Here is a 25,132-nt window from a genome sequence, read left to right as displayed (position 1 = left end):
GGTTACGGTCGGGGCCATGCGAACGACATCGACCTCGATCGGCCTCACCGTCCTCCGCGTCGTCCTCGGCGTGGTGTTCATCGCCCACGGCGCGCAGAAGTTCGGGCAGGGCATCCCCGCCGTCGCCGACGGCTTCGCCGGCATGGGGGTCCCGCTCGCATCGATCGCGGCGCCGTTGGTCGCCGGGCTCGAGCTCGTCGGTGGTGCGCTCCTCGTGCTCGGGGTCGCCACCAGGGTCGTCGGTGTGCTGCTCGCGGTCGACATGGTCGTCGCGGGGTTCCTGGCGCACGCGTCCGCCGGGTTCTTCTCGCAGGAGGGCGGGTTCGAGTACGTGCTCGTCCTGGCCGCCGGTGCCCTCGCCGTGGCGCTGACCGGCCCGGGCCGCCTGTCGCTCGATGCGCTGGTGTTGCGGGCGTCGCGGCGTCGGCGTGGTGTCGCGGAGCCGCTGCCCGCGTAGGGGCGCCGTCCGGGCTCCGTTTCGCGCCTCGCGCCCCCACCCCCGTTTCGCGCTCAGCGACACTTCTCGTGGGTTCGCGCCCGAGAACTGTCGCTCAGCGCGAGAGCGCGTCCATCACCTGGCGTGCGATGAGCCGGCCGGCCCGGTTCGCGCCGATCGTCGACGCCTGGGGACCGTAGCCGGCGAGGAACAGCCGGGGTTCGTCCGCCGACCGCCCGTCGGCGACCACCACACCTCCGCCCGATGTCCGGAGCCGCAGCGGTGCGAGGTGCCGGAGGTCGGCCCGGAAGCCGGTCGCCCAGATCACCGCGTCGGCGTGCACGTGCTCGCCCTCGCGGGTGAGCACCCCGTCCGGCTCCATCGCGACGAACACGGGTTCCGGGTGCAGGACCCCGCGGTCGATCCCCGCGCGGATGCGGCGTGACACCGGGACGCCCGTGCCGCTGACGATGCTCGGCAGGGTCTCCCCCGCCCGGGCCGCGCGGTCCTGCTCGTCCACCGCGGCGACCGCCGACTCCAGGTCGAGCCCAGCGGTGTGGGACCACTCCACGGGTCGACGGGTGAACCACCTGGTCGACCGCGCGACACCGTCGAGTTCGAGCAGGAAGCCGATCGCGCTCGTCCCACCGCCGACCACGACGACGTCCTGCCCGCTGAACTCCGAAGCCGACCGGTACTCGGTCGTGTCGATCTGCCGCCCGCGGAAGGTGTCGCGCCCCGGGTACCACGGGACGAAGGGCGTGCCCCAGGTTCCAGCCGCGGAGACGACCACATCCGCCGTGATCCGGGCGACACGGCCGTCGGGCGTCCGGGTCGTCACGCACAGTCCGGTTCCCGCACGGGTGACGCTCGTCACGGTGACCGGCCGTCGGACCTGGAGGTCGTAGTGCTGCTCGAACCGGCGGTAGTACTCACCGACGACGTCGCGCGCGGGGGGGACCGATCGGCGTCGTCGAACCGCAGGCCCATCGCCCGCATGCCGGGGAGGTCGTGCACGCGGTGGGCCGACCCGAGCCGGAGCGCTTCCCAGCGGTACTGCCACGCGCCGCCCGTGCTCGGCGCCCGGTCCAGGACGACCACGTCGCTCCCCGGCCGCAGACCGAGCCGGCGCAGGTGGTAGGCCACGGAGAGACCGGCCTGCCCCGCACCGATCACGACCACCCGGGCGTGCTGGTCGTCAGGGGTCGGTGTCGCGTCCGTCATCACATCCGATTCTGCTGGACGCGCGCACCGCTCGGCCATGTCCAGATAGGGGTACATGGTAGAGTGATCGGCAGATTTCCAACCACGAACCGTTCGGATTCTCCGGGTGATGACTCGTCTCCCGTAGCACCGGACACGAGCCGATCACGAGGGGGTCACGCATGGGGCGCGGCCGTCAGAAGGCAAAGCACACCAAGGTCGCCCGGGAGCTGAAGTACTTCAGCCCGGAGACGAACTACGGTGCGCTCGAACGCGAGCTCTCCGCCGGGCACGACTCGGACGAGAACTCCTACGTCGACCGCTGGGCAGACCAATACGGGGATGACCAGCTCGAGGGTGACGACGAGTTCGAGCCCCAGCAGGACCAGAACAAGTCCGCCTGACCTCCCGGTCAGCTGACGCCGCGCACCCTCCGGGGTGACGCGGCGTTTCCGCGTGGCGCTCGCCCTCGCGACCCAGAACGACAGGCTCGCTGTCGTACGACAACGGATGTGTCGCACCTTGCACCCGCAACAACCTGCGCCCGCAACCAACGACAGGCTCGCTGTCGTACGACAACGGCGGTGTCGTTCTGCGTCGACAGGGCGACCACGTCGAGCCAGCACCGCGACCCGACGACGCCCGCGCGGACTCAGCCGGCGTAACTCCCCACGAGCCGCACAGCGCCGCCGTCGACGCCCTTCGCCCCCTGCTCGAACCCGTCGAGGTCCCGCGCGGACATCGACACCGTGCCGACCTGCCACGCCGCGAGCCCGGCCGCCCCGAGCGCGTCGACGACCGACGCAGCAGCCGAGGCGGACACGACCGCGAACATGCCGATGCCGAGGTTCCACGTGCTCTCGGTGTCCTCGATCGGCGTCCCCGCCATGGAGGCGAGCACGCGGAACACGGGGAGGGGCTCCCACGTCGAACGATCGACCTCGACCCAGGAGCCGACGGGCAGCACGCGTGCCAGGTTCGCCGCGATGCCGCCACCGGTCACGTGCGAGAGCGAGTGGACCGCACCGACGTTCGACGAGATCACGGAGAGCAGCGGGGAGGTGTAGAGCCGGGTCGGCTCGAGCAGCGCCTCACCCACGAGCCCGCCGAACTCCGGCAGGGAGTCCGTGTACCCGACCCCGCGGGTCGAGAGGATGTGCCGGACGAGCGAGTACCCGTTCGAGTGCAGACCAGAGGACGCGATCGCCAGGACGACATCGCCGTCGAGAACGCGATCGGCGCCCAGCACGGAGTCGGCCTCGACGGCGCCCACCGCCGCGCCCGCGACGTCGTAGTCGTCCGGCCCGAGGAGCCCGGGGTGCTCAGCGGTCTCCCCGCCGACCAGCGCGGTGCCGGTCTCGGCGCAGCCGCGAGCGATCCCCGCGACGATGTCCGCGATCCGGGACGGCACGACCCGGCCGCACGCGATGTAGTCGGTCATGAACATCGGCTTCGCACCGACCACGACGATGTCGTCGACGACCATGCCGACGAGGTCCTGACCGATGGTGTCGTGCTTGTCGATCGCCTGCGCGATGGCGACCTTCGTGCCGACGCCGTCGGTCGAGGTCGCGAGCAGCGGCCGTGAGAAGTCCTTCAGGAAGGAGACGTCGTACAGCCCGGCGAACCCACCGACACCACCCAGGACCGAGTCGTTGTGCGTCGCCGCGACTGCGGACTTCATCAGCTCGACGGCCAGATCACCTGCGGCGGTGTCGACCCCGGCCTCTGCGTACGGGTTGGGCATGCGGAGTCCTCCGTCGTGGCATGGCAGACTTGTTCGGTACCACCCGATTCTACGGTCTGGAGCACACCGCGAATGTGCGGCATCGTCGGCCTCGTTGCGCAGGGGCCTGCTAATCAATCCATCTACGACGCTCTGCTCCTCCTGCAACACCGGGGACAGGACTCGACGGGCATCGCCACGGTCGAGGGTCACATCCACCACATGCACAAGACCCGCGGGCACGTCCGCGAGTCCTTCCGCACCCGTGACATGCGCGCCCTCCTCGGGACCATGGGACTGGGCCACGTCCGGTACGCCACGAAGGGTGCCGCCAGCAACGAGGAAGAAGCGCAGCCGTTCTACGTGAACGCGCCGTACGGCATCGTCCTCGTCCACAACGGCAACCTGACGAACACGCGGGAACTGACGCGTGAACTCTTCGACATCGACCGCCGGCACCTCAACACGAGCTCGGACACCGAGCTCCTGGTGAACGTCCTGGCGCACGAGCTCCAGGGCCAGGTGCGTGGGGCCGACCTCGACCCGGGCCAGGTGTTCGACGCCGTCGAGCGCGTGCACCAGCGGGTGGAGGGCTCGTACGCCGCCATCGCGACGATCGCCGGGCACGGACTGCTCGCGTTCCGCGACCCGTTCGGCATCCGCCCGCTGATCCTCGGCCACAAGTTCGACGACGCCGGCAAGTCCGAGTGGGTCGTCGCGTCCGAGTCGCTCGTGCTGGAGTCCGGCGGGTACGACATCGTCCGCGACGTCGCTCCCGGCGAGGCGATCTTCGTCGAGATGGACGGCACGATGCACGCCCGCCAGTGCGCGGCGAACCCGCGCCTGGTCCCGTGCTCGTTCGAGTACGTCTACCTGGCCCGTCCGGACTCGGTGATGAACGGCATCTCCGTCTACGACGCCCGCCTGCGCCTCGGCAACCGTCTGGCTGACACGATCGCGCAGCACGCCCCGACCGGCGACATCGACGTCGTGATGCCGATCCCGGACTCGAGCCGCCCCGCAGCGATGCAGGTCGCACAGAAGCTCGGCATCGAGTACCGCGAGGGCTTCTACAAGAACCGCTACGTCGGCCGGACGTTCATCATGCCGGGGCAGGCGGAGCGCAAGCGGTCCGTGCGCCAGAAGCTCAACGCGATGTCGTCCGAGTTCAAGGGCAAGAACATCCTCATCGTCGACGACTCCATCGTGCGCGGCACAACGAGCAAGGAGATCGTCGAGATGGCCCGTGCCGCCGGCGCGAACGAGGTCACGTTCACCTCCGCCGCTCCCCCGGTGCGCTACCCGCACGTGTACGGCATCAACATGCCGACCCGCGCGGAGCTCATCGCGCACGACCGCAAGATCCCCGAGATCAACCGGGTGCTCGGCAGCGACCACCTGATCTACCAGGAGATCGGCGACATGCGGGACGCCATCATCGAGGGCTCCGACGTCACGGACCTCGAGATGAGCTGCTTCACCGGTGAGTACGTCACCGGCACGGTGAGCCCGGAGTACCTGTCCTGGGTCGAGGCGAACCAGCTCAGCTGATCCGGCGGCTCACGCCACCGCAGAAAGACGGGAGGCTCGGTGCCAGCTGGCACCGAGCCTCCCGTCGGTCGGTCTGGTTGCGGCTACGGCCGTTGGTCGCCGTGGTCCTCGATCTCGCCCTCCACGGTCTCCGGCGGCATCTCCACCTCGACGCGCTCCGCGGTGAGCCGCGCCGCACGGCGCGAGAGCACGCGGTCCAGGACGATCGCGACGACCGCGCCGACGAACCCGCCGATGGCGACGCCCCAGAGGCCGAAGTACCCCACCAGGCTGCCGAAGCTCTGCGTCTCCTGCTGGTCGCCGCGGTCGAGGTTCATGGTGAGCGAGATCACGATCAGCGTCACGACGAAGCCGAGGAGCGCTCCACCGACGATGAAGACGCCGAACTTCGGGGCGCGTCGGATGGTGACCTCGTCGGAGGAGGAGACGGTGCCGGGCGTCGGGACCGGAGCGTCGTCGGGTCGATCGGTGTTGCTCACGAGTCCATTGTCCCCCACTGTGGGACGTGCTCCGGCCTGTGTTCGCGCGCGGATCCGCGAGAGGATGGAGCGGATCGAGTGGTATCCCACGGGTGGAGGTGACGCGGGGTGAACGGATCGACGGCGGCTGACCGACACCCTGGTGTCCCGGCGCGCATCTCGTGGCCGATCGCGCAGCGGCGGGAAGAGGACCGCGCCGTCGCCGTCGTCGCCGAACACCGGTGCAGCGTCGCCCTGGTCGGCGCACCAGGGCTCGGGAAGAGCACCGCTGCCGCACGGGTGACCGACCGGGTCGCACGACGTGATACCGAGTGCAGGACGCTCGTCGTGCCGATCACCGCCGTCGCGACCGCGGCGTCGATGCCGTTCGGCGCCGTGTCCGAGCGCCTCGGTGAGCTCCCGGAGGAGCTCCTCGCCGACGAGGCGGGCGCCGAACAACGGCTGCGCGAAGCGGCGGACCTCGCCGACCGCGACCTGCTGCTGCGGGTGGACGATGCCGACCACCTCGACGCGATCTCCGCCAGGTACGTCGCGTGGCTCGTGCGGAACCAGGGCGCCAGGATCGTGCTCACCTGCCGCGACTTCGCCGCGCTCGCCGAGCCGCTCCGCGCACTGTGGCAAGACGACGTCCTCGAGCGGATCGACCTCGACCCGCTCGACGTCCACGACACCGCGGCGCTCATCGGCCAGGCGCTGGGAGCCCCGCTCGAGGCGGCGTCGGTCGAACGGGTGCACCGGGCGACCGCCGGGAACCCGCTCTACCTCCGAGAGGTCGTCCGTGCCGCGCTGACGTCGGGGGCCCTCGAGCACACGGCGTCCGGCTGGTACTGGCGCGGGCGCATCACCGCGTCCAACAGCCTCGCCGACATGTACCGCACGGAACTCGGCGCACTGCCGGAGGACCTCCGCGACGTCGTCGACATCGTCGCGCTCGCCGACCCGATCCCGCTGTCCCGACTGCTCGGGCTGGTGAGCGGCGGCGACGTCGACCGGGTCGTGGCGCTCGGACTCGTCCGGATCGACTCGCTCGACGAGGGCGCCCCAGCGGTCCGGCCGTCGCACCCCCTCGTCGGCGAGGTCGTCCGGTCCCTGGTGCCGGTCGCGCGCCGGACGATGCTGTTCGCCCGCGCGAACGCTTTCCGTGCCGACCTCGACTCCGGGGCACTGCCGGCCGCTCGGCTCCGGGCTGCGCTGTGGGCGCTCGAGTGCGGGGTGCTGCCGCCGGTGCCGCAGCTGCTGGACGCGGCACACGTCGCCGTGCGGCTGCAGGAGCTCGAGAGCGCGGTCGCCCTGGCCACCGCCGCACTCCGGGCCGAGCTCTCGCCGACCCAGCGGGTGGCCGCGCTCTGCCTGCGGTCGCTCGCCCACGGCTACAGCGACGGTCGAGAGGCCGGACGTGCCGATGCCGAGGCGGCGTGGGCGATCGCCGGTGCCGGCGCTGTCGACGACGACGCCGTCATCGAGGCGTGCGAGACGCTCGCGAACATCCGGCAGTTCCACGACGACGACACCCTGGCGGCCGTCGCCCTGACCGACGTCGCGATCGGGTTCGTCGGTCCCGACGCCGCCGAACGGCTCCGCCTGCTCCGTCTGTCGCACCTCGGCTGGGGCGGTCGGTTCGCGGAGATCCGTGCCGAGATCGAACGCTCCGGGATCGTGGACGCCCCGACCGTGCCGATGTCGTTCCTCTGCCTCGCGCCGTGCGCCGTGATGGCACTGGCGACGGCCGGCCGGCTCGACGACGCGATGCGCCTCGGCACGGCGGCGCTGACGACCGCGACCGCACACATCGAAGAGGCACCGTGGAGTGTGGGCGAGCTGATGTCCGTGCTGCACCAGGTCCAGGTGTGGCGGGGCGACATGGACGGCCTCATCACCCAGGTCTCGCTCAACCACTCGAGCCCGTTCCTGAAGTACGACTTCACCCTCGAGCTCATCGGTGCCGGCAACCTCGCGATCGGGCAGCGCCGATGGGACGACGCGATCACGGCATTCTCCGCCGCGTGCGAGCGGTACGCGGTGGCCGACCACGGTGGCTTCGGCGCCTACCCCTGGGCACGGCTCGCCATGGCGTACGCGTTCTCGGGCCGGGCAGAGGAGGCGAACGCCGCACTCGAGCACGCCCGAGCGACCCCGCCCCGGGCGATGCGCATCACCGGGGAACAGATCGCGACGACCATCTGCTGGACCGAGGCGGTGCTCGGCAACCCCGCTGGGCTCCGGCACGCCGACGAGCTGATGGACCGGGCGGCCGCGAGCGGGGCGTGGATGCACGTCCTGTACGCGCAGACGCTGCACTACACGATGGACATGCTGAACGGGCGGGACTCCACCGCGTCGCTCGACCGCATGCGCGAAGCAGCGACGCGGGTCGACGGCCCGCTCGCGAGCGCGATCGTCGAGTACGCGGACGCCATCCGGTCGCGGGACCGCACGCGGATCGCCGACGCGCAAGCCGTCCTCGCGACGCACGGCATGGCCGTCACGGCGGGTCGGGCGCAGCGTCCTCCGCTCACCCACCGCGAGTACGAGGTCGCAGTACTGGCTGCCCAGGGGCTCTCGAACCGGCGGATCGCCGAGCAGCTCGGGCTGTCGATCCGGACGATCGACGCCCACCTGTCGCGCGTGTTCGGCAAGTGGGACCTGCACGCACGGTCGGAACTCGCCGAGCTGCTCTGATGCGCGCTCTGCGGGCCGGGAACCGCAGTTCCGTTGCGGAATGCAGCACGCCACGCCGAATGGTGCACACGAAGGGCCGGACATCGCGTACGGTGGTCGCTGTCGCCGGGTTCGGACCCGTTCGGGTCGGGTCCGAATCCCGGCGACTTCAACTCGGTTCCCACGCTACGTGCCCGGGTCGCTGTGCCACATCGGTAGGGACTACCTAATTCGATGCCGATCGGTATGCACTCGGCGTGTCGTCAGACGCCGGTCCGCACCGGCAGGTATGCCGTGAGGTCCGCCCGCGCGCCCGACGCACTCGCCCGCGCTGCCGAGACCGCCTCGGTCCAGGTCAGCGTGCCCGTCGCCAGGGCGATCCACGTCGCCGCGTCGGTCTCGACCACGTTCGGCGGTGTCCCGCGCGTGTGCCTCGGACCCGGGACCGCCTGGACGGCTGCGAACGGCGGGACCCGCACCTCGACGCTGTTCCCGGGGACGTCCTCGGCGAGACGCTGGAGCGTCCACCTGACCGCCGTCGCCGTCGTCGGCCGGTCCGTCGCACCGGCGAGCACGGCTCGGAGCGCCACGGCTCCCTCGGCGTCGTCGATGGTCCTGCTCGGCATGTCCACAGGCTAGCCGGTGCATCGCGAGGCGGCGGTCGGGCTCGGTAGGGTGATCGGGTGCGAATCCTCGTCCTCGGTTCCGGTGCCCGCGAGCACGCGATCATCACGGCGCTCCTGGCAGAACAGGCCGGCCACGTCATCACAGCGGCACCGGGCAACGCCGGCATCGCCGCCGACGTCGAGACCGTGTCGCTCGACCCGACGAACGGTCCCCTCGTCGCCGAGTACGCCATCGAGAACGGCATCGAACTCGTCGTGGTCGGTCCGGAAGCGCCGCTCATCGCCGGTGTCGCGGACCCCGTCCGCACCCGCGGCATCCCGGTCTTCGGGCCGAGCAAGGCCGCTGCAGCGCTCGAAGGATCGAAGGCCTTCGCCAAACGCATCATGTCGGCGGCGAACGTGCCGACGGGCCGCCCGGTCTCCGCAGGCACCATCGACGAAGCCGTCGCCGCGATCGACGAACTCGGCGCACCCCACGTCGTCAAGGCCGACGGGCTCGCCGCCGGCAAGGGCGTCCTCGTCACCGAGGACCGTCAGGCCGCCATCGACCACGCGACCTACTGGCTCCAGCACGGCCCGATCGTGGTGGAGGAGTTCCTCGACGGCGAAGAGGTCTCGCTCTTCTTCCTCAGCGATGGTCACGACGTCCGCGCACTCAGCCCCGCACAGGACTACAAGCGTCTCGGCGACGGCGACGTCGGTCCGAACACCGGCGGCATGGGCGCGTACTCGCCGCTGCCGTGGCTCGCCGACCGATGGGGCTCAGAAGCCGCCTTCGTGGCAGAGGTCGCCGACCTCGTCGCGCTCCCCACGGTCCGCCGACTCGAGCACGAGGGCACGCCGTTCGTCGGACTCCTCTACTGCGGGCTCATCGTCACCGAGCAGGGCGTCCGCGTCATCGAGTTCAACGCGCGCTTCGGCGACCCGGAGACCCAGGTGGTCCTCCCCCGCCTCGCGACCCCGCTCAGCGCGCTGATGCTGGCGGCCGCGACGGGTCAGCTCGGCGGCGCTCCGGAGCCCGAGTTCCGCGACGACGCCGCGGTGACGGTGGTCCTCGCCAGCCAGGGCTATCCCGAGAACCCGCAGACCGGCCGTCCGATCACCGGCATCGACGCGGCGAACGCCCGAGACGGCGTCGCCGTGCTGCACGCCGCGACGGGCCTGCTGGACGGCGACCTCGTCGCGACGGGCGGGCGCGTGCTCAGCGTCGTCGCCACCGGCTCCGACTTCACCGAAGCCCGCGACCGTGCCTACGCCGGCCTGCACGACATCACGCTCGACGGTGCCCAGTTCCGCACCGACATCGCCGCGAAGGTCACCCGATGAGCGCGCCCGCCGTCGACGGCTGGCAGCACGTCTCCTCCGGCAAGGTCCGCGAGCTCTACGTCCCGGCCGACACCGCCTCGGTCGCCACCGCGACCGAGCTGCTCCTCGTCGCGTCGGATCGCGTCAGCGCGTACGACTTCGCACTCGAGCCGCCGATCCCCGGCAAGGGCGAGCTCCTCACGCGCCTGTCCCGGTTCTGGTTCACCCAGCTCGGCGACGTCCCGAACCACCTGCTGACCCCGACGGCGACCAGCTCCCCGGTGCCCGACTCGGTGGCCTCCCGCTCCATGCACGTCATGCCCCTGCGGATGTTCCCCGTCGAGTGCGTCGTCCGCGGCTACCTCGTCGGCAGTGGCTGGGTGGAGTACCAGGAGTCGGGCAGCGTCTGCGGCGTGCCGCTCCCCGCCGGGCTCTCGAACGGCGACCGTCTGCCGGAGCCGATCTACACGCCCGCGTACAAGGCGCCCCAGGGCGAGCACGACGAGAACATCTCGTTCGAGCGGACCGTCGAGCTCGTCGGCGCCGAGGTCGCGACGCAGCTCAGGGACCGCTCGCTGCACGTCTACTCCGAGGCGGCGGCGATCGCCCTCGAGCGCGGTGTCATCATCGCGGACACCAAGTTCGAGTTCGGGCACGACGCCGACGGTCAGATCCGCATCGGGGACGAGGTCCTGACGAGCGACTCCAGCCGCTACTGGGACGCCACGACCTACGCCGAGGGCAACCGCACCGATTCGTTCGACAAGCAGATCGTGCGCGACTGGCTCAGCGCCAACTGGAACAAGCAGGGCACGCCGCCGGTCCTCCCCGACGAGATCGTCGAGCGCACGGCCGCCCGCTACCGCGAGCTCATCGAGCGCCTCGGCGCCTGACCGCGCCCGTCCGCCAGGGTCGCGCGTCGCGCGTCAGGCGTCGCGGGAGAGCACGACGACGGTGAGGTCGTCGCCCGGGTCGTGCGACGCCGCACGCGCTCGCACCCGCTCGAGGAACTCCTGCGACGACCCGGACGCACGGTAGACGCCGCCGAGCCTCGAGAGCGACGCGAGCGTGGAGTCGAAGAGCTCGAGCGCCCCGTCGCTGACCACGATGAGCGTGTCACCCGGCTCGAGGAGCACGGAGCCCGTCGAACGCGGAACCCCGGACGGGTGCAGGCCGATCGGCAGGTCGAGCGACCGGTGGATCGTCTCGGTGCCGTCGGCGTGCAGCTGCAGCACGAGCCCGTGGCCGGCATCGACCGAGTCGAGTCGGCCAGACGCCGGGTCGAGCCGTCCGTGGAACAGCGTGGCGAACGACGACGCGCGACCGAGCTCCGGCGCCACCTGGGCCTCGACCCCGGTGATCGCCGCCGACGGCTCGGCGGTACCGCGGGCGAGCACGGCCCCGCGGATGCCGGCGGCGAGGAGCCCGGCCGACATGCCCTTCCCCATCACGTCCGCGACGGTCACGTACAGCGCACCGTCCGACACGTGCCACTCGTGGAAGTCCCCGGAGACGACGCCGTGCGGCACCGACAGCCCGGAGATCGCGTAGCCGGGCACCGACACCTCCCGCGGCGACAGCCCGGCGAGCACCGATCGCATCCGGTCCTCGTCCACGCCGGCGGCGAGCTCGCGCTCCGCCCAGGTCCCGAGTTCCTCGAGCAGGGCGAGGTCGTCGGCACCGAGCGTCCGCGGGACGGGATCGACGAGGCAGAGCGTGCCCACCTTGAGCTGGTCCGCACCGACGCGCAGCGGGACGCCGGCGTAGAACCGGACGTTCGGGTCGCCGGTGACCGACGGCAGGTCCGCGTAGCGCGGGTCGGCCTTCGCGTCGGGGACGAGGACCGGCCCGTCCTGCCCGAGCGTGCGACCGCAGAACGTGTCCTCGAGCGGGATGAAGGGGTCGAACCGCGCTTCGATCTGCTGCGACTTCAGGAGCAGGTGGGTCTCACCGGCGAGGTTGAGGAACGACCCGGAGACGCCGAAGGCCTCTCGTGCGATGCGGGTGATCCGCTCGAACCGCTCCTCGGCGCTGCCGTTCACCACGTCGAGCGCGGCGAGGAGCGCCCCGCGACGCACGGCTTCCGATGCGGAGTCGGGCGTCAGGATCGTCGCGGTCTCACCGGTCATGCACCAACGCTAACGCGCCTTCCGGACACCGCCTGTCCCCCGTCCTGCGGACCAGTGCCCCCAGTGCACGGGACAAGCAGTGCACGGGACAACCGGTGCACGGGTCACCCGTGACGGATGTCACGGTCGATCCGTGACGCCCGGCAGAGGCACGGGGCGCCCGCCCGCACGACGCTGGGGTCATGGACAGCACACCAGTCATCCAGCTGAGCGGTCTCCGCAAGCGCTTCGGCGCCGTGACCGCCGTCGACGGCATCGACCTCACGATCCGTCCGGGCGAGGTCGTCGCCCTCCTCGGTCCGAACGGCGCCGGCAAGACCACCACGGTCGACCTCGCCCTCGGGCTCTCCACGCCGACCTCCGGCTCGGTCCGGCTCTTCGGCGAGGACCCCCGCGCCGCCGTCGTCGACGGGAGGGTCGGCGCGATGCTGCAGGGTGGTGCGCTGCTCCCCGACATGACCGTCCGGGACATCGTCGCGCTGGTCGGCGCCGCCCACCGGAACCCGATGCCCGTCGACGAGGCGCTCCGGCGCGCACGGTGCACCGAGATCGCGGGTCGCCGGGTGAACAAGTTGTCCGGCGGGCAGCTTCAGCGCGCACGTTTCGCGGTCGCCGTGATCTCCGACCCCGACCTGCTCGTCCTCGACGAGCCGACCGCGGCGATGGACGTCGAGGCGAGGCACGTGTTCTGGTCGTCGATGCGCGAGTTCACCGACGCCGGGCGCACGGTGGTGTTCGCCACGCACTACCTCGACGAGGCCGACACCTTCGCCGACCGCATCGTCATCATGCGATCAGGTCGTGTGGTCGCCGACGGCACGCCGTCCGAGATCAAGGCGATCGCCGCGACGCGTACGATCCGCTTCGGCGGGGTGCAGGAGTCCGCGCACGTCGCGCTCCGCGGTCTGCCGGGCACGGTCGGACTGGAGGCCCGTCACGGCTCCGTCACGCTCCGCACCGACCGCTCGGACCAGACGCTCAGAGCCCTCCTCGCCTCGTTCCCGGAGGCGCACGACATCGAGGTGGTCGCCTCCACGATGGACGACGCCTTCCTCGCCCTCACGGCAGACCAGCCAGAACAGTCGGAAGAGACCGGAATCAGCGCATGACCACCACCGCCGCGGCGATCGCCGCCCCGCTGCCCACCACCGACGTCCGCGGACGCATGCCGATCCGGTACGTGCTCCTCGAGACCAAGCGCCAGATGCGCAACGTCCGCGCGATGGTGTTCACGTTCGCCGTCCCGGTCGTCATGCTCCTCGTCTTCGGGGCCGCCTACGGCTCGACGAAGGACCCGACGACGGGGCTGCAGTACCTCGTCGTCACGACGCTCCAGATGGCCGCGTACGGCGCGATGATGGCGGCACTCAGCCAGGCGTTCGCGATCGTCAACGAACGCTCGATCGGCTGGAACCGCCAGCTCCGGGTGACGCCGCTGTCCGGCTGGGGGTTCCTGGTGTCGAAGGTCATCGCCGCGATGGCGTTCGCCGCGATCTCCATCACGATCACGACGCTCGTCTCGGTGCTCGCGCTCGGGGCCTCGCTCGACCCGATGCGCTGGTTCGCCGCCGGGTTCGGGATCTGGTGCGGCGTCGTGCCGTTCGCCCTCATCGCGATCCTGATCGGGCAGTTCGCGAAGCCGAACTTCGCGCAGCCGCTGTTCATGGTCGTGTTCATGGGCCTGGCGATCCTCGGCGGGCTGTGGGTCCCGCTGTCGATCATGCCGAGCTGGATGGGCGACGTCGCGCACCTGATGCCGTCGTACTGGCTCAACCGCATCGGGCAGATGGGCGCAGGCGCCACGGGGACGAGCGGCATGCTCGAACCGGCGCTCGTGCTCCTCGGCTGGGCGATCGTCCTGGGGGCCGTCATCATGTGGCGCTACCGCCGCGACGCGGCGCGCCAGTGATGATGTGCCGGTGATGATGTGCCAGTGACGCTGCGCTCTACGCTGGCCGACATGGACCAGGCGACCGGGACGGCGGAGGCACGGGGCGCGGCGGACGCGCACCGGGCCTCCCGTCCGCGTCTCGACCGGTCCTTCCCCTGGGCCGTCGCACCGGGGCCGACCGAGGACGAGGTCCGGGTCGCGCGGAAGCGCTGGTACGGCGGCGCGGTCTTCGGGCTGCTCTGGCAGGCGCTGCTCCTCGTCGCGGTGTGGACGAACGGCGGGTCCGTCGCCGACCGCGTCGTGGCGACGGCGGCGCTGCTCTGCTTCTACGCGGCGTACATGCTCGTCCCGGAGCTGCTGTGGCGCCGTTCCCTGTCGGGCCGCGTTGTGGTGCTCGCGGGCATGGCGCTCTTCGCCGGGCTGCTCCTGGTCCCGGTGGGGCCGGCCGCGGTGTGGTCCTGGCTGCTCGTCGTCGCGCTCTGCGGGTTCGTCGCGGCGCGGCTCTGGCTGGTCGTCGTCATGGTGGCGGCGGTGTGCCTCGCGGAGTTCGCCGTCGTGACCGCCATCGGCTGGAGCACGGCCGCGGCGAACGGCATCCTCTTCGCACCCGTCGTGACGGTGTCCATCGGAGCGTCGATGCTGTTCTTCGGGCGGCAGCGCGAAGCCGAAGACCGGCTGGGGGTCGCCCAGGACGAGATCACCCGGCTCGCCGTGGTCGAGGAACGCGCCAGGTTCTCGCGCGACCTGCACGACGTCCTCGGGCACTCGCTGACCGTCGTCGCGATGAAGTCCGAGCTCGCCGCACGCCTCGTCGACGTCGACGCCGAGCGCGGGAAGACCGAGATGCAGGACGTCGAACGACTCGCCCGCGAAGCGCTCCAGGGGCTGCGGCAGGCGGTCAGCGGCTACCGCGAGGCGTCGCTCGGCGCCGAGCTCGTGTCCGCCCGCGCGGCGCTGTCCGCCGCGTCGATCACCGGCACGGTCCCGCCGGCGTCGGACGAGACCGTCGCCGCCACCGACGTGCGGAGCCTGTTCGCCTGGGTCCTCCGCGAAGGCGTGACGAACGTCATCCGGCACGCATCGGCGTCGACCGTCCGCATCACGCTCACCCGCACCGCGCTCACGATCGAGGACGACGGCACCGGCCTGCTCGCGGTCCCGGCCGCCGGGCCGGTGCTCGGCGGCGGTCCGGTGCTCGGCGGCGGACCGGTGCTCGCCGCCGGTCCGGTGCTCGGCGGCGGTCCGGTGCTCGGCGGCAACGGCCTGCGGGGGCTCCACGAACGCGCAGACGCGGTGGGGGCGACCATCACCACCGGCACCAGCGACCTCGGCGGCTTCCTGCTCCGGGTCGAGCGAGGACGACGATGACCGAAGCGATCCGGGTGCTCCTCGCCGACGACCAGGCGCTCGTCCGGGGAGCGCTGGCGTCCCTGCTGTCCCTCGAGCGCGACATCGACGTCGTGGCGCAGGTGGCCAGGGGCGACGAGGTGCTCGACGCCGCACGTGCATCCGGTGCCACCGTCGCCCTGCTCGACGTCGAGATGCCCGGGGCCGACGGACTCACCGCCGCTGCCCAGCTCGCCGCGTCGCTGCCCTCGTGCCGGTCGCTCATCGTCACCACGTTCGGGCGTCCCGGGTACCTCCGACGCGCGCTCGAGTCCGGCGCGTCCGGATTCGTCGTGAAGGACACCCCCGCTGAACAGCTCGCCGACGCCGTCCGCCGGGTCGCCGGTGGGTTCCGCGTGGTCGACCCGGTGCTCGCGGCCGAGTCCCTCGCCGCCGGACCGTCGCCGCTGACCCCGCGGGAGACCGACGTGCTCATCGCGTTCCGCACGGCGCCGACCGTCGCCGGGGTCGCGGGGGCGCTCCACCTGTCCGAGGGCACCGTGCGGAACCACCTCTCCGCGGCGATCGGGAAGACCGCGGCGAGGAACGCCACCGAGGCGCTGCGGGTCGCCGCCGACAACGGGTGGCTGCTCGGGTCGCGCTCGGGCTCCGGCTCGGGCTCCGGCTCGGGCTCGGCATCCGCTCGCTGACGCCTAGGCTGGTGGGGTGTTCCGCCGCTCCGCACCCGCTGCCCTCGTCCTCGGTCTCGCGGCAGCCATGACCCTCACGGGGTGCGGCGCCCAGGACTCCACCGGTCGCATCTCCGTCACGGTGTCCGGCAACGAGGCGGATCACCCGTACGAGGTGAAGGTCTCCGTGCCGAACGGCCGGATCGCTGCGCACCAGCGGGTCTTCGCGGGTGGCACGGTCGACTTCGCCGGCGTCGCCGTGGGCAAGGTCACCGTCCGCGCGGACGAGCTCTGCCCGCAGGAGGCCACCGTGCACAGCGGCGAGGTCACCGACGTCACGCTGACGTCCAGCGGCTGCTGACCGCCCCTCAGACCCGGTCGCGCGGCTCCGACCGCACCAGGGTCTCGTGCGGGCTCTCCCCGAAGCGCTCCCGGTACGCGGCAGCGAACCGCCCGAGGTGCGCGAACTGCCACTTCCCCGCGACGTCCCGCACCGTCACCACACCGCGCGCCGGGCGGGCGAGGAGTTCCAGGTGCACCCGGTCGAGTCGCACCTCGCGGAGGTACCGCATCGGCGTGACGTCGAGGGTCCGGCGGAACAGGTCCTGCACGCCGCGCTCGCTGAGCCCCGCAGCCTGTGCGAGGTCACCGACCGTGACGTCGTCTCCGGCGTGGTCGTGGACGAACCGCACCGCGCGACGGAGTCGGTTCTCGACGTCGGCCCGGGAGCGGGTGAACGTCGAGAGCACGACCCGGGCGACCCGGCGGTTCACCGCGCGTCGCTCGGCATCGGGCAGTTCCGGGTCGAGGATCTGCGAGGTCAGCTCCCGCAGCAGGGTCCGGAGCGGCTCGAGTCGCACGTCGGAGGCCTCGGGCTGGACGAATTCGCCCGGTTCGGGATCGACGACGTCCTCTCCTCGTGCGGCCACCGCGGCGAGGAACGCCGGCGAGAGGTGGAGCAGGGTCATCCGGCTCGCGTCCGTGTCGAACGCGTACGCGACGGGGGCGGAGAGCATGAGCGGCCGTCCCGGTCCGACCTCCCACCGGTCACCGGAGTCGGCGGTCACGACGGCGTGCCCGTCGGCGAGCCAGAACAGCACGTGGGTCGGTCGGGGCCCGATGGTGCCGGTCTGGGGTCCGCTCGTCCCGATCCGCCGGAGCATGACGTCGTCGTCGCCGCCCGTGACGTACTCGAAGGGATCCTGGTCCGCCAATCGCTGACCTCCCGTCCGCAGAGTCCGAGGGAACGCTACCGGATCAGCCCGCGTCGGGCACCTGGTCCCACTCGTCGCCGTACCGGGACAGCACCGACCACCGGTTCGCCGGCCAGGTGATGACGAACGCCCGCCCGACCACGTCCGATTCGGGGACCGTCCCGTGCACACGGGAGTCGGCGGAGTCGTAGCGGTTGTCGCCCATCACCCAGATCTGCCCGGCCGGGACCTTCTCGGTGAAGTCCTGGCCGGAGACACGGTTCGAGCCGCTCCGCAGCACCACGTAGGGCTCGTCGACCGCGTGTCCGTTGACCTGCAGCCGGCCATCGGCATCGCAGCACGACACGGTGTCGCCGGGGAGCCCGATGACGCGCTTGATGAGGTCGTCGCCCATTCCGGGGCCGAGCCACCCGCCCGGGTCCTGGAACACGACGACGTCCCCGCGCTGCAGGCCGACCGCCTTCGGCACGAGTTCGTTCACGAGCACCCGGTCCCCCACCAGGAGCGTGTTCTCCATCGATGCCGAGGGGATGTAGAACGAGCGCACCAGGTACGCCTTCACGAGGAACGAGGCGAGCAGCGCCGCGACGACGATGATCACCAGGTCCCGCAGGAACTTCCACCCGGGGCGCTTCCGCTCGGTCGACGTCTCACTCAATGCGTCAGCACCACCTTCACGAGTCCGATCACGAAGGCGACCGCGGCGAGCACGATGCCGCCCCAGAGCCCGAGGAACGTCGGACGCTTCCCACTGAACCGCTGCATGAAGACGCCGACCATGCCGATGCGCACGACCAGGATGACGAGCGCGGCGGTCTGCGCCCACGGCGCCGGGATCCACCCGACCCAGGCCGCGGCGTAGAGCACGGCGGGGATGAGCCCGGACGTCGCGATCGGGTTCGCGTTGCGCACGATCGTCACGACGGACTCCCGGCGCGCGTCGTCGTCCGTCTCGTCGTCGCCGATCCCGTGCGCGACGAGGTGCGAGAGCACGTGCGCCAGGTAGGTCAGCACCGCGGTCGCGAGGACGGCCCAGACCGCCGAACCGTGGTGGATCGCTGCGGGGTCGACGGCGATCGCGGCGGCGAGGACCGTGATGTTGCCGTAGATGTACGACGACATCCGGTCGCGCATCTGCTCGACGGGGAACGCCCCCGGGTCCGGTCGACGACCGCGGACACGGTCGGGCGCGCGGCCGCGGTCGCGCGCAGGTCGTGAGCGGGGCATCCCACCATCTTGGCCCTGTCCGGGCGCACCTCGCCGACAGGACGCCGAGTGCGATGCCATTTGGTTGACGCGTCAACCAAATGAGCGCACACTGATCCCATGCACACGCAGGACCTCCTCGCCGCCGACACCGGGATGGGTGCCGTCACCCTCCGCGTCGCGAACCTCGACCGGATGATCGGCTACTACCGCGAGGGCATCGGCCTGTCGCTCTTCTCGAACGAGGGCGGCATCGCCGTGCTCGGTCGGGGCGCCACGCCGATCGTCATCCTCGAGCACGCACCCGCGATGCAGCACGCCGGACCGCACGAGGCCGGTCTGTTCCACACCGCGATCCTCTTCGACAGTCGCGCGGACCTGGCGGCTGCGCTGTACTCCGTCGCGACGAAGTACCCGCAGACGTTCACCGGCAGCGCCGACCACCTCGTGAGCATCGCGTTCTACTGCACTGATCCCGAGGGCAACGGCGTCGAGCTGTACTGGGACCGGGACCGCACCGCGTGGTCGTGGACGCACGGCATGGTCGACATGGACACGAAGTACGTCGACCCGAACGCGTTCCTGCAGGAGCACCTCACCCAGCAGGCACTCCAGGACGCCGCGGCCCGACCCGGACGCGTCGGCCACGTGCACCTCTCCGTCGGGGACGTCGCATCGGCCCGGGCGTTCTACGTCGACACGCTCGGCTTCGAGACCACCGCGGGCTGGGGCGAGGCACTGTTCGTCAGCGCGGGCGGCTACCACCACCACATGGCGATGAACACGTGGAACTCCCGCGGCGCCGGACGTCGGCAGCTCGCGCTCGGGCTGGGGCTCGTGCGGATCGAGGTCCCGGCCGCGGACGACCTCGGCGCGCTGGTCGCCCGCATGCACGACACCGGCGTGCAGACCGCCGACGACGGCCGCACGGTCGCGTTCGAGGACCCGTGGGCCAACCGCATCGAGGTGACGGCCCCCGGTCGCGGCTGACCTGCGCGGCCGGCCCGCCGCGCGGCTCGCCCGCCGCGCGGCCCGCCCGCCCGCCCGCCCGCGGTCCGCCAAAGCGACAGAACGCCGCGAAACTTCTCCGTGAATCTGTCGCTTTCGCGGACTGCACTCGCTCGGGCCGCGCAAGACTGTCGCTTTGGCGGACCACACCAGCCCGCCCCGCCGCCCCCTCGCCCGCCGCCGCCCCGCCGCCCGCCGCCGCCCCTCGCCCCGGCCAGACGGCGGCGGGCAGGATGGACCCATGAGTGACGACATCCGGTGGGAGGTGGTCGAGGAGAGCACGCTGACGCTCCCCGACCACGAGGGCGTAGCGGCGATGCTGGGGCAGGCGTTCCCGGACTGGTCGCACTGGTACGTGGGCGGCCGGAGCTGGTCCGGCATGCAGCCCGAACGCCGGGTGATCGCACGCGACGCGGACGGGGTCGTCCTGGCACACGTCGGGATCCGCCGGATGTACATCACGGTCGGCGGCGAGGACGTCCTCGTCGGGGACACCGGCCTCGTCGCCGTGGCACCCCGCCTGCAGGGAACGGGTGTCGGCCGCGAACTCATGGAGCGCGCGCACGCCGTCCTCGAGGGACTCCGCGTCCCCTACGGCTTCCTCGGCGCCGGCGAGAACCGCATCCCGTTCTACGCGAAGCTCGGCTGGCACGAGTTCCCCGACGCAGTGGGCACCTTCTCGGCGTTCACCGCCGAGGGCGCCGGCATCTCGAACACCGAGCAGGGCGGCTGGATGGTGCGGCCGGTGGCCGCAGCACTCGAAGACTGGCCGGCCGGAGACATCTGGCTGAACGGCCAGCAGGTCTAGCGGCTCCTGCGCAGCAGGACGACAAGTGCGCACGCGCCCGCGTGTGCATTTGTCGGCAAGGCGCGGAGGCGCTCGAGACGCACCCAACAGACGGACGGGAGGCACGGTGCCAGCTGGCACCGTGCCTCCCGTCCGTCTCGTGGGGACCGGCGACTACGCCTCGACCGCGACCTTCTCCGGGTCCTCGTTGGATCCCGGCGCGCTCGGCGCGACCGCGGCGCGCACGCGCGCACCCAGGTCGGCGTCGACGTTGGTCCAGTACTGGAACACCCGCTCGCGCAGGTCGTCGCGCGTCACCTTCGAGACGTGCCCGGCGATGTTGCCGACGAGCCGCTCGCGGGCCGCGTCGTCGAGGACCTCGCGGACGAGGGTCCCCGCCTGGCCGAAGTCGTCGTCCTCCGGGTGGAGCGTCGCGGCGGAACGCTGCAGCGCGCCGTCGGACTCCCAGCCGGGGACGTCGTCCGTCGCGTTCGGGTCGGCGTGTGCACCACCGAGGGAGTTCGGTGCGTAGACCGGGACCTCGGACTGCTGGAAGTCGAAGCGCATGCCGCCGTCCTTCGAGTACGAGTGGACCTCGTTCTTCGGGGCGTTCACCGGCAGCTGCGCGTGGTTCGTGCCGACGCGGTAGCGGTGCGCGTCCGCGTAGCTGAAGATGCGGGCGAGGAGCATCTTGTCGGGGCTGGCCGCGATGCCGGGGACGAAGTTCGACGGTGCGAAGGTCGCCTGTTCGATCTGGGCGAAGTAGTTCTCCGGGTTGCGGTTGAGCTCCATCGTGCCGACCTCGATGAGCGGGTAGTCGCCCTTCGGCCACACCTTCGTCAGGTCGAACGGGTTGAAGCGGTAGCTCGCGGCGTCCTCGTAGGGCATGACCTGCACCTTGAGGGTCCAGCGCGGGTTGTCGCCGCGCTCGATCGCCTCGTGGAGGTCGCGGATGTGGAAGTCCGCGTCCTCGCCGGCGATGCGGTCGGCGTCCTCCTGCGTGAGGGTCTTGTGGCCCTGCTGGGTCTGGAAGTGGTACTTCACCCAGAAGCGCTCGCCCTCGGCGTTGATCCACTGGTAGGTGTGCGAGCCGAAGCCGTCCATGTTCCGCCACGACGCCGGCAGACCGCGGTCGCCCATGAGCCACGTCACCTGGTGCGCCGACTCCGGCGACAGGGTCCAGAAGTCCCACTGCATGTCGTGGTCGCGGAGGTGCGAGCCCGGCAGGCGCTTCTGCGAGCGGATGAAGTCGGGGAACTTGATGCCGTCGCGGATGAAGAATACGGGGGTGTTGTTGCCGACGAGGTCGTAGTTGCCGTCCTCGGTGTAGAACTTCAGCGCGAAGCCACGGGGGTCGCGCCAGGTGTCCGGGGATCCCTGCTCACCGGCGACGCTCGAGAAGCGCGCGAGCATCTCGGTCTGCTTGCCCGGCTGCAGGAAGGCCGCGCGGGTGAAGCGGCTGATGTCCTGCGTGACGGTGAAGGTACCGAAGGCGCCGCCGCCCTTCGCGTGGACGACGCGCTCCGGGACGCGCTCGCGGTTGAACTGGGCGAGCTTCTCGACCAGGTAGTGGTCGTGCAGCGCGAGGGGGCCGTCGGCGCCGACACCCATGGAGTGCTGGTCGCTCGAGACGGGCGCGCCGCTGTTCGTCGTGGTCGTGGGGGTGCCGGTCGGCGTGTTCTCTTCGGACACGGTTCCTCCTTGGTGGAACGGTTGGTTCGGTCAGGGATGCTCGGGTTGTCTGTGGGGCGGGTGGACCGCCTGGCGCGTGCTGCGCGGGGTCGGGCCGCTCGCGCGGCGCGGGGTCAGGCCGCTCGCGCGGCGCGGGGTCAGGCCATGACGGTCGTGGCGTCGTCGCGCTCGGCCGCTGCGCACCGCTCGCAGATCCCCCAGTAGGTGACCTCTGCGGTGGTCACGGCGAAGCCGTGCGTGTCGGACGGCGTCAGGCACGGCGAGTGCCCGACGGCGCAGTCGACGTCCTCGATCGCGCCGCACATGGTGCACACGATGTGGTGGTGGTTGTCACCGGTACGCCGCTCGTAGCGCGCCGGGCTGCCCGCCGGCTCGATGCGACGGACGAGTCCGACGCCGGTGAGCGCCGCGAGCACGCCGTAGACCGCCTGGTGGCTCGTCGTGGGCAACTCGGCGGTCAGCGCCGTGACGATGTCGTCCGCGGTGGCGTGCGGCATCGTGGCGGTGGCACGGAGGACCGCGAGTCGCGGCGTCGTGACGCGCAGACCGGCGTCGCGGAGCAGGTCGGCATCGACGTCCATCACGAACCCTTCTTTTGCAGCGGTCAAGACAAGCACCACTGTACAACGAGTTCTCGCGGCTGGTCACCAGCCAGACACATTCCCACACCGGAATACGATGTGTCACGGTTTGGTCGCGATCACCTGGAACGGGCCTGGGAGTCGCTGATCCGCCGGTAGCGTCCCGGCATGTCCACTCAGCAGGCACTGACCAGCGTGGACGTCCGGGGGATCATCGCGAAGCGTGACCTGGTCGTCGACCTCATCCGGACGGCATGTGTCGTCCTCGTCGTCTTCGTGCACGTCACGATGGTCGGAGTCGCGGCCGACGACGCCGGCATCCGGGTCACGAGCCCACTCCAGGAGCTCGACTGGTACGTCGCGGCGACCTGGATCGGCCAGGTGATGCCGCTGTTCTTCGTCGTCGGCGGGTTCGCGAGCGCCGTCGGCTGGCGGAGCACCGTCGAGCGGGGTGGGGGTCCTCGCGACTACGTGGCCACGCGGCTCGTGCGGTTGTTCCGCCCGGCGATCCCGCTCTTCCTCGTGCTGGCGATCGGGCTGGGCACCGCGACACTGCTCGGCACCCCGACTGACCTGCTGGCGGAGGTCGCCTTCGGCATCGGGTCGCCGCTCTGGTTCCTCGCCGCGTACGGCATCACCCAGTGCTGCGTCCCGCTGATGGCACGGCTGCACGAGCGGGCACCGTGGGCGACGCTCGCCGGACTCCTCGTCCTCGCGGCCGCGGTCGACGGTGTCCGACTGGCCACCGGGGTCGCCGACGTCGGGCTCCTCAACCTCGGCCCGGTGTGGCTCTTCGCCCAGCAGCTCGGGTTCCTGTGGGCCGACGGATGGTTCGCCCGACGTTCGAAGGTGCTGCTGCTCGGCATCGCCGCGGCCGTCTACGCGGTGCTCGTCCCGATGACCTCGATCGGACTCTGGGCGCCGGACATGCTGCAGGACCTCAACCCGCCGATGCTGCCGCTGGCGTTCCTGGCGATCGCGCAGGCCTGTCTCGTCCAGCTCGTGCACGCGCCGCTCACCCGGCTGATGCGCACCCGGGCGGCGCAGGGCACCGTCTTCGTGCTCGGGCGCGACGGCATGGCGATCTACCTCTGGCACCTGCCGCTGTTCATCGCACTGAACGGGATCGCACTGTTCATCGGCGTGCCGTTCCCCGACCCGGGATCGGCGACGTGGTGGGCGACCCGGGCGATCGCACTCGTCGTGGTGCTCGCCGCCGCACTCGGGGTCGCCAGGGGCCTCCGCCGGTTCGACCGCCCGCTCCCCCGGCTGGTCCCCGGTTCGGACCGCCCTGCGTGGCCCGTGATCGCCCTGGCCGTGCTCTGCACGATCGGACCGGCGTTCGCGGTCATGCAGCTGCACCTGTCGTTCTGGCTCGCCGCCGTCGGCGCCGTGCTGATCCCGATGGGGGTGTGGTGCCTGTCGCGGACGGTCCCCGCCGTCGGGGTCCGGCGTATCTGAACCGGTTCTCACCGCATCCGACCGTCCGTGCCGGACGACCGGGTCGAGGATGATCCTGCAGCGCGATCCGCAGGAGGCACCCCACGCCGTCACCGTCCGAGTTCTGGAGCACCTGGCAGTTCGACCCGTTCGCCGCCGCGCTCATCGTCGTCGCGGCGGTCGCGTACGGCTCGTGGGTCGTCACCGCTCGGCGACGCGGCACACGCTGGCCCTGGTGGCGGACGCTGTCGTTCGCGGCGGCACTGGTGCTGTTCGGCATCCTGCAGTTCGGCATCGTCGGCAAGTACGACCAGACACTCCGATGGGCGTTCGTGCTGCGGCTGGCGCTGCTGTTCTTCGCGGTCCCGACGTTCGCCGCGTTCGCAGCGCCGCTCGCGCTGCTCCGGACGGGAGGCCCGGCTCACCTCGCCCACGCAGCCTCCGTGGTCATGGGGTCGCGTCCGGTGCGCGTGCTCGGCAACGCGATCGTCTCGCCGTTGGTCGCGCTGGCGCTCTTCTGCGTGCTGCTCACCCCGTTGTCCGCAGTGATCCGCACGTCCCCGGTGTGGGCGGTCGCGATCACGGTGCTCGTGCCGATGCTGGGGTTCGGCTTGCTGGCACCGCTGTCCGAGGCGGGAGCGCTGCGCTCCTCCACCTTCGTGACGGCGGAGTTCCTGCTGGCGTTCGTGGAGCTCATGCTCGACGCGATCCCGGGCATCGTCATGCGGATCACCGACCACGTGCTCGATCGAGCGACCGTGATGGCATCGGGTCCGGCCTGGTTCCCGTCGCCGCTCCGCGATCAGCACCTGGCCGGCGACCTGCTCTGGTTCATCGCGGAGATCGCCGACATCCCGGTGCTCATCTCGCTGTTCGTGCGATGGCAGCGCACCGATCGCCGCGAGGCCCGCGCCGTCGACGCGCTCTCCGACGAGGAGATGGACGAGCTCACGCGGGCGCACTTGTCGCGGCGGGGCTGAGGTGGCGCGGGCGCTCCCCCTGCCGACTCGCCCCTCCCCCTGCCGACTCGGAACGACGACGTCGCTGTCGTACGACAACGACGTTGTCGCAACCCCGCGTGCGCAACTGTTGCGCACGCGTGGGAGCGACAGAACCGAGGTCGTACGACAGCGATCCTGTCGTTCGGGGTCGGGCAGACTCGGGGTCGGGAGGGTCTGCGCACGC

The 25,132-nt window shown here is 71.4% G+C and carries 25 protein-coding genes and 1 pseudogene; 15 read left to right on the top strand and 11 right to left on the bottom strand.

What is annotated here, in order from left to right:
- Positions 1-16: 16 nt before the first annotated feature.
- A complete protein-coding gene (locus QK288_RS06120; RefSeq protein WP_281266918.1) occupies positions 17-457 on the top strand; it encodes a DoxX family protein in 441 nt (146 codons plus the stop codon).
- Between the two features lie 94 nt (positions 458-551).
- Here QK288_RS06120 and QK288_RS06115 read toward each other — a convergent pair whose 3' ends face one another.
- Together QK288_RS06115 and QK288_RS06110 are read right to left on the bottom strand one after the other, a co-directional pair.
- Positions 552-1,499 (bottom strand): NAD(P)-binding domain-containing protein, encoded by a 948-nt coding sequence (locus QK288_RS06115; RefSeq protein ID WP_281266917.1) that lies wholly within the window; start codon positions 1,497-1,499, stop codon positions 552-554.
- A gap of 42 nt (positions 1,500-1,541) precedes the next feature.
- A pseudogene (locus tag QK288_RS06110) lies at positions 1,542-1,660 on the bottom strand (pyridine nucleotide-disulfide oxidoreductase); the annotation flags it as partial.
- A 161-nt stretch (positions 1,661-1,821) separates the two neighbouring features.
- Between QK288_RS06110 and QK288_RS06105 the strand changes: the two are divergent.
- On the top strand, positions 1,822-2,043 hold the full coding sequence (locus QK288_RS06105) for a DUF3073 domain-containing protein (RefSeq protein ID WP_281266916.1): 222 nt from the start codon (positions 1,822-1,824) through the stop codon (positions 2,041-2,043).
- Positions 2,044-2,291: 248 nt separating this feature from the next.
- Here the strand turns inward: QK288_RS06105 and purM are convergent, their stop codons facing one another.
- Positions 2,292-3,386 (bottom strand): phosphoribosylformylglycinamidine cyclo-ligase, encoded by a 1,095-nt coding sequence (gene purM / locus QK288_RS06100; protein ID WP_281266915.1) that lies wholly within the window; start codon positions 3,384-3,386, stop codon positions 2,292-2,294.
- Positions 3,387-3,458: 72 nt separating this feature from the next.
- Here purM and purF point away from each other — a divergent pair, with 72 nt between their 5' ends.
- Positions 3,459-4,916 carry an amidophosphoribosyltransferase gene (gene purF / locus QK288_RS06095; protein WP_281266914.1) on the top strand — a complete coding sequence of 486 codons (1,458 nt, stop codon included), beginning with the start codon at positions 3,459-3,461 and terminating at the stop codon, positions 4,914-4,916.
- A gap of 83 nt (positions 4,917-4,999) precedes the next feature.
- On the opposite strand, the gene QK288_RS06090 is transcribed toward purF, so the two are convergent.
- Positions 5,000-5,395 (bottom strand): hypothetical protein, encoded by a 396-nt coding sequence (locus tag QK288_RS06090; protein WP_281266913.1) that lies wholly within the window; start codon positions 5,393-5,395, stop codon positions 5,000-5,002.
- A gap of 108 nt (positions 5,396-5,503) precedes the next feature.
- Between QK288_RS06090 and QK288_RS06085 the strand changes: the two genes are divergently transcribed.
- On the top strand, positions 5,504-8,074 hold the full coding sequence (locus QK288_RS06085) for a LuxR C-terminal-related transcriptional regulator (protein ID WP_281266912.1): 2,571 nt from the start codon (positions 5,504-5,506) through the stop codon (positions 8,072-8,074).
- A gap of 242 nt (positions 8,075-8,316) precedes the next feature.
- Here the strand turns inward: QK288_RS06085 and QK288_RS06080 are convergent, their stop codons facing one another.
- Entirely contained in the window at positions 8,317-8,679 is a 363-nt protein-coding gene (locus QK288_RS06080; protein WP_281266911.1) for a sterol carrier family protein, read from the bottom strand.
- 57 nt (positions 8,680-8,736) lie between these two features.
- On the opposite strand from QK288_RS06080, the gene purD reads away from it, so the two are divergent.
- Both purD and QK288_RS06070 read left to right on the top strand, forming a co-directional pair.
- Positions 8,737-10,005: a phosphoribosylamine--glycine ligase gene (purD, locus tag QK288_RS06075; RefSeq protein WP_281266910.1), complete on the top strand. Its 1,269-nt coding sequence runs from the start codon at positions 8,737-8,739 to the stop codon at positions 10,003-10,005.
- On the top strand, positions 10,002-10,877 hold the full coding sequence (locus QK288_RS06070; RefSeq protein ID WP_281266909.1) for a phosphoribosylaminoimidazolesuccinocarboxamide synthase: 876 nt from the start codon (positions 10,002-10,004) through the stop codon (positions 10,875-10,877). Before purD ends, QK288_RS06070 begins: the two co-directional genes overlap by 4 nt.
- A 33-nt stretch (positions 10,878-10,910) precedes the next feature.
- Here QK288_RS06070 and QK288_RS06065 read toward each other — a convergent pair whose 3' ends face one another.
- Positions 10,911-12,113 carry a GAF domain-containing SpoIIE family protein phosphatase gene (locus tag QK288_RS06065; RefSeq protein ID WP_281266908.1) on the bottom strand — a complete coding sequence of 401 codons (1,203 nt, stop codon included), beginning with the start codon at positions 12,111-12,113 and terminating at the stop codon, positions 10,911-10,913.
- Between the two features lie 182 nt (positions 12,114-12,295).
- Here QK288_RS06065 and QK288_RS06060 point away from each other — a divergent pair, with 182 nt between their 5' ends.
- Genes QK288_RS06060 through QK288_RS06040 form a run of 5 tightly spaced genes read left to right on the top strand, consistent with a single transcriptional unit; the run spans position 12,296 to position 16,380 of the window.
- Positions 12,296-13,222 (top strand): ABC transporter ATP-binding protein, encoded by a 927-nt coding sequence (locus QK288_RS06060; RefSeq protein ID WP_281266907.1) that lies wholly within the window; start codon positions 12,296-12,298, stop codon positions 13,220-13,222.
- Positions 13,219-14,022 (top strand): ABC transporter permease, encoded by an 804-nt coding sequence (locus QK288_RS06055; RefSeq protein WP_281266906.1) that lies wholly within the window; start codon positions 13,219-13,221, stop codon positions 14,020-14,022. The genes QK288_RS06060 and QK288_RS06055 overlap by 4 nt, the downstream gene beginning before the upstream one ends.
- Before the next feature lie 24 nt (positions 14,023-14,046).
- Positions 14,047-15,372 (top strand): histidine kinase, encoded by a 1,326-nt coding sequence (locus QK288_RS06050; protein ID WP_281266905.1) that lies wholly within the window; start codon positions 14,047-14,049, stop codon positions 15,370-15,372.
- Positions 15,369-16,040: a response regulator transcription factor gene (locus QK288_RS06045; RefSeq protein ID WP_281266904.1), complete on the top strand. Its 672-nt coding sequence runs from the start codon at positions 15,369-15,371 to the stop codon at positions 16,038-16,040. The genes QK288_RS06050 and QK288_RS06045 overlap by 4 nt, the downstream gene beginning before the upstream one ends.
- A 16-nt stretch (positions 16,041-16,056) precedes the next feature.
- A complete protein-coding gene (locus QK288_RS06040) occupies positions 16,057-16,380 on the top strand; it encodes a hypothetical protein (RefSeq protein WP_281266903.1) in 324 nt (107 codons plus the stop codon).
- Positions 16,381-16,387: 7 nt separating this feature from the next.
- On the opposite strand, the gene QK288_RS06035 is transcribed toward QK288_RS06040, so the two are convergent.
- Genes QK288_RS06035 through QK288_RS06025 form a run of 3 tightly spaced genes read right to left on the bottom strand, consistent with a single transcriptional unit; the run spans position 16,388 to position 18,460 of the window.
- Complete coding sequence (locus QK288_RS06035; RefSeq protein ID WP_281266902.1) at positions 16,388-17,233, bottom strand: helix-turn-helix transcriptional regulator; 846 nt, start codon at positions 17,231-17,233, stop codon at positions 16,388-16,390.
- Between the two features lie 43 nt (positions 17,234-17,276).
- Positions 17,277-17,891 carry a signal peptidase I gene (gene lepB / locus QK288_RS06030; protein ID WP_281266901.1) on the bottom strand — a complete coding sequence of 205 codons (615 nt, stop codon included), beginning with the start codon at positions 17,889-17,891 and terminating at the stop codon, positions 17,277-17,279.
- A complete protein-coding gene (locus QK288_RS06025) occupies positions 17,888-18,460 on the bottom strand; it encodes a hypothetical protein (RefSeq protein WP_281266900.1) in 573 nt (190 codons plus the stop codon). The genes lepB and QK288_RS06025 overlap by 4 nt, the downstream gene beginning before the upstream one ends.
- A gap of 99 nt (positions 18,461-18,559) precedes the next feature.
- Between QK288_RS06025 and QK288_RS06020 the strand changes: the two genes are divergently transcribed.
- Both QK288_RS06020 and QK288_RS06015 read left to right on the top strand, forming a co-directional pair.
- The gene (locus QK288_RS06020) at positions 18,560-19,429 is read left to right on the top strand and encodes a VOC family protein (RefSeq protein ID WP_281266899.1); all 870 of its coding nucleotides are present in this window, start codon (positions 18,560-18,562) and stop codon (positions 19,427-19,429) included.
- A 259-nt stretch (positions 19,430-19,688) separates the two neighbouring features.
- Positions 19,689-20,255 carry a GNAT family N-acetyltransferase gene (locus QK288_RS06015; RefSeq protein ID WP_281266898.1) on the top strand — a complete coding sequence of 189 codons (567 nt, stop codon included), beginning with the start codon at positions 19,689-19,691 and terminating at the stop codon, positions 20,253-20,255.
- Positions 20,256-20,408: 153 nt separating this feature from the next.
- On the opposite strand, the gene QK288_RS06010 is transcribed toward QK288_RS06015, so the two are convergent.
- The gene (locus QK288_RS06010; RefSeq protein WP_281266897.1) at positions 20,409-21,926 is read right to left on the bottom strand and encodes a catalase; all 1,518 of its coding nucleotides are present in this window, start codon (positions 21,924-21,926) and stop codon (positions 20,409-20,411) included.
- A gap of 137 nt (positions 21,927-22,063) precedes the next feature.
- Positions 22,064-22,507, bottom strand: coding sequence for a Fur family transcriptional regulator (locus QK288_RS06005; protein ID WP_281267666.1), 444 nt, complete (start codon positions 22,505-22,507; stop codon positions 22,064-22,066).
- A 168-nt stretch (positions 22,508-22,675) separates the two neighbouring features.
- Here QK288_RS06005 and QK288_RS06000 point away from each other — a divergent pair, with 168 nt between their 5' ends.
- On the top strand, positions 22,676-23,968 hold the full coding sequence (locus tag QK288_RS06000) for an acyltransferase (protein WP_281266896.1): 1,293 nt from the start codon (positions 22,676-22,678) through the stop codon (positions 23,966-23,968).
- A 143-nt stretch (positions 23,969-24,111) separates the two neighbouring features.
- Positions 24,112-24,927: a cytochrome c oxidase assembly protein gene (locus QK288_RS05995; RefSeq protein ID WP_281267665.1), complete on the top strand. Its 816-nt coding sequence runs from the start codon at positions 24,112-24,114 to the stop codon at positions 24,925-24,927.
- Positions 24,928-25,132: the final 205 nt, after the last annotated feature.

The organism is Curtobacterium sp. 9128, from assembly GCF_900086645.1.
GTDB lineage: Bacteria > Actinomycetota > Actinomycetes > Actinomycetales > Microbacteriaceae > Curtobacterium.
The sequence above is the reverse complement of the archived record's forward strand: the minus strand, read 5'-3'. Positions and strand labels throughout refer to the sequence as shown.

What these genes read in the sequence shown, in the direction of transcription:
- purM (WP_281266915.1), bottom strand. Translation starts at nt 3,386, where the DNA reads ATGCCCAACCCGTACGCAGAGGCCGGGGTCGACACCGCCGCAGGTGAT.
- purF (WP_281266914.1), top strand. Translation starts at nt 3,459, where the DNA reads ATGTGCGGCATCGTCGGCCTCGTTGCGCAGGGGCCTGCTAATCAATCC.
- QK288_RS06065 (WP_281266908.1), bottom strand. Translation starts at nt 12,113, where the DNA reads ATGACCGGTGAGACCGCGACGATCCTGACGCCCGACTCCGCATCGGAA.
- QK288_RS06000 (WP_281266896.1), top strand. Translation starts at nt 22,676, where the DNA reads ATGTCCACTCAGCAGGCACTGACCAGCGTGGACGTCCGGGGGATCATC.
- QK288_RS06045 (WP_281266904.1), top strand. Translation starts at nt 15,369, where the DNA reads ATGACCGAAGCGATCCGGGTGCTCCTCGCCGACGACCAGGCGCTCGTC.
- QK288_RS06020 (WP_281266899.1), top strand. Translation starts at nt 18,560, where the DNA reads ATGCACACGCAGGACCTCCTCGCCGCCGACACCGGGATGGGTGCCGTC.
- QK288_RS06015 (WP_281266898.1), top strand. Translation starts at nt 19,689, where the DNA reads ATGAGTGACGACATCCGGTGGGAGGTGGTCGAGGAGAGCACGCTGACG.
- QK288_RS06060 (WP_281266907.1), top strand. Translation starts at nt 12,296, where the DNA reads ATGGACAGCACACCAGTCATCCAGCTGAGCGGTCTCCGCAAGCGCTTC.
- QK288_RS06105 (WP_281266916.1), top strand. Translation starts at nt 1,822, where the DNA reads ATGGGGCGCGGCCGTCAGAAGGCAAAGCACACCAAGGTCGCCCGGGAG.
- QK288_RS06120 (WP_281266918.1), top strand. Translation starts at nt 17, where the DNA reads ATGCGAACGACATCGACCTCGATCGGCCTCACCGTCCTCCGCGTCGTC.
- QK288_RS06025 (WP_281266900.1), bottom strand. Translation starts at nt 18,460, where the DNA reads ATGCCCCGCTCACGACCTGCGCGCGACCGCGGCCGCGCGCCCGACCGT.
- QK288_RS06080 (WP_281266911.1), bottom strand. Translation starts at nt 8,679, where the DNA reads ATGCCGAGCAGGACCATCGACGACGCCGAGGGAGCCGTGGCGCTCCGA.
- QK288_RS06005 (WP_281267666.1), bottom strand. Translation starts at nt 22,507, where the DNA reads ATGGACGTCGATGCCGACCTGCTCCGCGACGCCGGTCTGCGCGTCACG.
- QK288_RS06055 (WP_281266906.1), top strand. Translation starts at nt 13,219, where the DNA reads ATGACCACCACCGCCGCGGCGATCGCCGCCCCGCTGCCCACCACCGAC.
- QK288_RS06070 (WP_281266909.1), top strand. Translation starts at nt 10,002, where the DNA reads ATGAGCGCGCCCGCCGTCGACGGCTGGCAGCACGTCTCCTCCGGCAAG.